Raw genomic sequence first — 6,115 nt, forward strand, 5'->3', positions numbered from 1 at the left:
CAAGGTGGCCAAATGGCAGGTCCCGGATGATGTGGTCTTTGTAGAGGAACTCCCCCATACGGCCACGGGCAAAATCCTTAAAACCAAGCTGCGCAACGACTTCAAGGATTACAAACTCCCCTGATAATTCGGATTGCGGATTGCGGAATTTGTAACCATTTAGCCCTTTGAACAATTTAAAACTTGTTCCTGAAAATCCTGACTTTCTCGAACGTCATTCCGGTGAAAACCGGAATCCAGGTTCTTTCATCTCAATATAACACCTGGATTCCGGTTTTCACCGGAATGACAGGTTGTTACTCTCCTTCGATATTTGATATTCTCTTTTTTCATGCTTCGTGGCGCCGAGATTTTCCTTCTTACTTCTTTTTTTTGAGTCGAAGCTCTCGTAAATTCCGGAAAAAAAATGAATGAACGTTCATTCTTTTCTTGACATCCAGGATTTGAACCGGTACAGTAAGCCCGCAGAAAGAGCCCCATCCACACCCCCGAAGGAGGAGGGATGAGCACAACGAATCATAAAAATGGAATAACAGGGGCGATAGGCAATGGGCGAGGGGCAATAGGTTAAAAAGGGTTCCGTGATTTCTCTTTTCCTATAGCCTATAGCCTCGTGCCTATAGCCTGAATTGGTCTATTTTCGAACTAAACACAGGAAGGAAGATTGTTATGGGTAATTCATTAGTCAATACACGGGATCAGCGTTTTGTTCTTTTCGAGCAGTTGGGCATTGAAAAACTGCTGCAATCAGAGGCCTATCAAGACTTCACCAAGGATGACCTGTTGATGGTGCTCAACGAGGCCGAAAAGATGGCGGTCAACGTCATCCTCCCCACCCTGGCTGAAGGAGACCGGGAGGGGTGTACCTTCAAAGACGGCAAGGTTTCCGCACCCAAATGCTTCCACGAACCTTATAAAAAATACACCGAGGCCGGCTGGCTCTGCCCCATGGATTCACCCGATGTCGGGGGTCAGGGCCTGCCCCGGGCGATCGGTTTTGCCGTGGCCGAGCTAATGGGCAGCGCCAACTACGCCTTCTGCATGTATCCGGGTCTGACCCATGGTACCGCCGGTCTCATCCATTCTTACGGCACGGAGGCCCAGCAGGAAAAATACATGTTCAAGCTTTTCTCCGGTGAATGGTCCGGGACCATGTGTCTGACCGAACCGGGGGCCGGCAGCGATGTGGGGGCACTGAAGACCACGGCCAAGCGCCTCCCGGACGGGACTTTCAGCATCACGGGAACCAAATGTTTTATTTCCTCCGGGGACCACGATCTGACGCCGAATATCGTCCATCCGGTCCTGGCCAGGATCGAGGGTGACCCGGCAGGGACCAAAGGGATCTCCATCTTCCTTGTCCCCAAATATCGGGTTAACGATGACGGCTCCCTCGGTGCATTCAACGACGTCAATACCGGAGGGATCGAGCATAAGATGGGCATCAAGGGATCATCCACGGCGGTCTTGAATTTCGGCGAAGATGGAAAATGTATCGGCGAACTTCTGGGCAACGAGCGGGAGGGCATAAAGATCATGTTCCAGATGATGAACGAAGCCCGATTGGGAACGGGCATGCAGGGTCTGGACACCGGGTCGGCGGCCTACGAACATGCCGTTTCCTATGCCCGGGAGCGTATCCAGGGTACGGCCATCTGGGAAGGAAAAAATCCCGAAGCCAGGCCGGTCACTATTATCAACCATCCTGATATCCGGCGTAAACTTCTGTGGATGAAGGCCCATGTTGAAGGCATGCGGGCCATGAATTATTTCGTAGCCTACTGCCTGGACCAATCGAGGGTCGCCGGTACCCAGGAGGAAAAAGAAAAATGGGAAGGCTTCCTGGACCTCATGACCCCGGTCTGCAAGGCCTACTGTTCCGATAAGGGGGTCCTGATCTGCTCCATGGCCATGGATGTCTATGGGGGTTACGGCTACTGCTCCGAGTATCCCATCGAGCAATATCACCGGGACGTCAAGATCGCCACGATTTATGAAGGGACCAACGGCATACAAGCCCTCGACCTGGTGGGTCGGAAACTCGGTCAGCGAAAAGGCATGAATATCATGAATCTTTTTGGCGAGATCCAAAAAAATATCGCTAAAATAAAAGGACATGAAGACTTGGGCAAATATGCTGCCATCCTGGAAGAGGCCTCCAATGCCTGTATCGATCTGGTCATGTTCTTCGCCCAGTCCGGCAAGGCTGGGGATTACCTCCTTCCCGTTCTCAATGCCGGGCCGTTCCTGGAAATATTCGGAGATGTTATTATCGGCCATTTCCTCATCGAGGCGGCCGGAATCGCCTCGGAGAAACTCCTGGCCCGATACCAGGAAAAGGGAGTCGATACCAGAGAAAAGCAGAAAGAATTAGAGGGGGAAGACAAAGAGAGCGCCTTTTACAGCGGCAAGGTGGCGGCCGGGAAATTCTTTGCCGCCAACATTCTAACCGGAATCAAAGCCCGTTGCGAAGGCATTAAGATGGCCGATAAAACCCCGCTGGAGATCAGTGAAGCGGCCTTTGCCTATTAAAAATGAAGTTATCAAGTTTCAAGTTTCAAGATGCAAGGAAAAACAGAACCCCCCACGATTTGATCAATGCCTAATATTTTGCAGGGGCGGGTTTAAAACCGCCCCTGCAAAATATCGAAAAACGAATAATGAATGTTCGATGTTCGATATTCAAATTTTAGAACCAAACCCTCTTGCCCGCCTGTAGACACCATGGTTCATGAAAATATCTTTCGCCGAACGCCGAACGCTTAACGACGAACGGTTTCTTCGTTTTAAGGTACAATCATCACCTTGATGGCCGTCTGATCTTCAAGCTGGGTTCGGAAGGCCTCCTGGGCCTGATCCAGGGGAAAGGAATGGGTGACCAGGGGCCGGGTATTGACTTTGGCGCTTCGAAGAAGTTCGATGGCCCCGGGGAAGTTTCCTCCCAGACAGCCAACCAGGGTCAGATTTTTACTGATCACCGGCAACGGATCCCAGGTCAAAGGTTTTTCGTAGACCCCCACCAGCATGATCTTGCCTCCTCCACGGGCCATGGCAACGGCTTGATTGAAGGTTTCCTGGGAACCGGCACATTCCACAACCAGGTCCGCACCCATTCCGGAGGTCGCATCCATAACCGTCTGCAAAACGTCCTCCCGGGCGGCATCAACGACCAGATCGGCCCCGCAGGTCTTGGCGGCCTCCAATCTGGAAGTTCGGCGGCCGCTGACCAACACCCTGTTAACCCCCATAGCCTTGAGCACCTGGATGGTATTGAGCCCGATGATGCCTGCTCCCAGGACCACCACCGTATCCTTCTCCTGAGGGTGAGCCCTTTTCACTGAATAAAGGGCGATAGACAGGGGTTCCACCGTAGCGCCGTCCTGGTAAGTCAATTCATCCGACAGCTTGAAGACATTTCGTCCGAGCTTTGCGGAAGGGATGGACACATATTCGGCCATGGCCCCGGGAAGTTGATAGCCCACCAGAGCCATTTCGGAACAGCGAAAGGATTTGCCCTGACGGCACCAGAAACACTGGCCGCATGGGCGAAAACCTACAGCAGTAACCCGCTCGCCCACGGCCAGATCTTTTACCTGTGACCCTACTTCGGCCACGTCACCGCTGAATTCATGGCCGAATAGGGTACCTTCTTTTCCTTCCTGTTTATAAACATGGAGATCGGAACCGCAGATCCCGCAAGTCTTCACTTTGATAATGATTCCGTCGGGCTCAACCACCGGATCGGCTACGGTTTCCATCCTGATATCCAGCGGTCCCTTTAATACGGCTGCTTTCATAAATAATTTCCTCCAAATACGAAAAAATCAATAAATTATCCTGTCTAACAGTATTCAGGGTTCGATCCGGACCGGTGTTCCCACCGGAATCTGGTTAAACAGTTCCTTCATGTGGGGATTATTCAAGGCAATACACCCTTTGGTCCAATCCACCCCAACGCCTTCCCCGTGGATCTCGATCAACCCGCCAATCCCGATATCTTTGGGCAAAAGCCCGTTCCGGACAGCCAGCTCATAGCGGACCCGATCCTCATCATTCGGGTAATTCAAAAGAAAGGCCTGGTAAAACCTGGTTTGTCCCCGATCTTTTTTCTCAATAACCCGGTATTCCCCTTCCGGGGTGCGCAGATCCCCCTGGCAGATTTTGGGGCCTTTTGGATTTCCTCCCAGATCAACCGGGAACATTTTAAATAATTCCCCTTGTTGGTAGAGGTACAACTTGCGTTGGCCTTTTTTAACTACGATTTTCCAGGGTTCCGGAAGGGGCACCCGAACCTCCCCTTCCATAGGAGGCAAAACAGGCACCGGGGGGGGAATATCCAAAATGACCCGAGCCGTCTTGTTGGTATCCTCTTCGGAAGGTCCGGAAGGTATCATCAGCCTTTCCGTAATGATAGGCACGGGGGGCAGCCTGGTGACCGGAGGGGGAGGCGGGACCACCTGGCGGCAGGATAATGACCCCAGGAGCAAAAAGACTGACAAAAGCAGAAATTTGGTCTGACCGAGACGGAACCGATTGATGGAAAACTTGCCGTTCATGAATTAATCCGTTAAAAATTTCCCTTTAAATTTAGTTAGCAAGACGGGTATAATGTCAAGAAAAAAATTTTGTTTTCAAATGTACATCAAAGAGGGAAAATGTTAAACTATTTTTAATAATATTTATCGCTTATTTATGAAAGCGCCAGGAGGTTCGGATGCCGGAATTACGAAAGGACCCCATTGTCGGAAGATGGGTTATTATCTCCACGGAAAGGGCCAAACGCCCTTTTGATTTTGCCCCCGAGGATGAGACCCCTAAAGGTGGATTTTGTCCCTTTGACCCGGGAAATGAAAAAACCACCCCGCCCGAAATCGTGGCCTACCGGAATCCTGGAACCCAGCCCAACACTCCCGGCTGGACCTTACGGGTTGTGGCCAATAAATTTCCAGCCCTGGTAATCGAAGGTAATCTGTTCAAAGTGGGCGAGGGATTATATGACAAAATGAACGGTATCGGAGCCCATGAAGTCATTATCGAAACCCCTCATCATGATGAAACCCTCTCCACGATGCCCCCCGAACGATTTGCCGATGTCCTTCGGGCCTACCGGGACCGGATCTTAGACTTATCCAAGGATCCACGGTTTCGGTACATCCTGGTTTTCAAAAATCAGGGCCGTTCGGCCGGAGCATCTCTGGAACACAGCCACTCTCAATTGATCGCCCTGCCGGTAATTCCTGAAATCGCCCTTGAGGAGCTGAGCGGCTCCAAGAAATATTACGGCTACAAGGACCGTTGCGTTTATTGTGATATCGTCCGGCAGGAACAGGAAGCCAAAGTCCGGGTGGTGATTGAAAATCAAGACTTCCTGGTCTGTTGTCCTTTTGCCCCCCGTTCCCCCTTTGAGGTCTGGATCATCCCTAAAAATCATAACGCCGTTTATACCGATCTGGAGGAGGCCAAATTCGCCTCTCTGGCCCAAATCTTTTCCCAGACCCTTAAACGGCTGGACAAGGCCTTAAACAATCGGCCTTATAATTTTATGTTGCACACTTCTCCCGTCAAGGAATCCCATCAGGATTATTATCACTGGCATTTTGAAATCGTCCCTAAACTGACCCGGATCGCCGGGTTTGAATGGGGTTCCGGATTTTATATCAATCCGTCCCCGCCGGAAGAAGCCGCCAAATTCTTAAGAGAGGTCTCACTTGAGGAGGAAACATGAAGGTCCTTTTTGCCACCTCCGAAATCAGTCCCTTTTCCAGGGCCGGGGGTTTGGCTGAGGTCTCCCATGCCTTGCCGCTCGCTTTGGCCCGGTCGGGACATGAGGTATTCGTAGCCACACCCAGGTACCGTCAAGCCAGGTCCGTTAAACCCCCATTAAAACCCCTGGACACCATCTTGGAGGTTCCTATCTCCTGGATGAAAAAGCCGGCCCAGGTTTATCAGGCCGGACTTGAAGACCTGGTAACGGTTTATCTGATCGGCCGGGACGATCTTTATGACCGGGATGGACTCTATGGGAACGAATATGGGGATTACCAGGACAATGCCGAGCGTTTTATTTTCTTCTCCCGGGCCGTTTTGGAATTATGCCTGGCGTTAAATCTCAAAC

General features: G+C 51.2%; 5 protein-coding genes. 3 read left to right on the forward strand and 2 right to left on the reverse strand.

Annotated elements, in window-relative coordinates; translation table 11 throughout:
• The first annotated feature begins 669 nt into the window (after positions 1 to 669).
• The gene (locus tag HY879_23405) at positions 670 to 2,532 is read left to right on the forward strand and encodes an acyl-CoA dehydrogenase (GenBank protein ID MBI5606292.1); all 1,863 of its coding nucleotides are present in this window, start codon (positions 670 to 672) and stop codon (positions 2,530 to 2,532) included.
• Between the two features lie 254 nt (positions 2,533 to 2,786).
• On the opposite strand, the gene HY879_23410 is transcribed toward HY879_23405, so the two are convergent.
• Positions 2,787 to 3,797, reverse strand: a complete 1,011-nt coding sequence (locus HY879_23410) for an alcohol dehydrogenase catalytic domain-containing protein (GenBank protein MBI5606293.1) — start codon at positions 3,795 to 3,797, stop codon at positions 2,787 to 2,789.
• A gap of 54 nt (positions 3,798 to 3,851) precedes the next feature.
• Positions 3,852 to 4,556: a L,D-transpeptidase gene (locus HY879_23415; protein MBI5606294.1), complete on the reverse strand. Its 705-nt coding sequence runs from the start codon at positions 4,554 to 4,556 to the stop codon at positions 3,852 to 3,854.
• Between the two features lie 158 nt (positions 4,557 to 4,714).
• Between HY879_23415 and galT the strand changes: the two genes are divergently transcribed.
• Complete coding sequence (galT, locus tag HY879_23420) at positions 4,715 to 5,725, forward strand: galactose-1-phosphate uridylyltransferase (GenBank protein MBI5606295.1); 1,011 nt, start codon at positions 4,715 to 4,717, stop codon at positions 5,723 to 5,725.
• On the forward strand, positions 5,722 to 6,115 hold a 394-nt coding region (locus HY879_23425; protein ID MBI5606296.1), incomplete at its 3' end, for a glycogen/starch synthase. The genes galT and HY879_23425, both read left to right, overlap by 4 nt.

This window comes from Deltaproteobacteria bacterium, from assembly GCA_016219225.1.
In the GTDB taxonomy this organism is placed as follows: Bacteria; Desulfobacterota; RBG-13-43-22; order RBG-13-43-22; family RBG-13-43-22; genus RBG-13-43-22.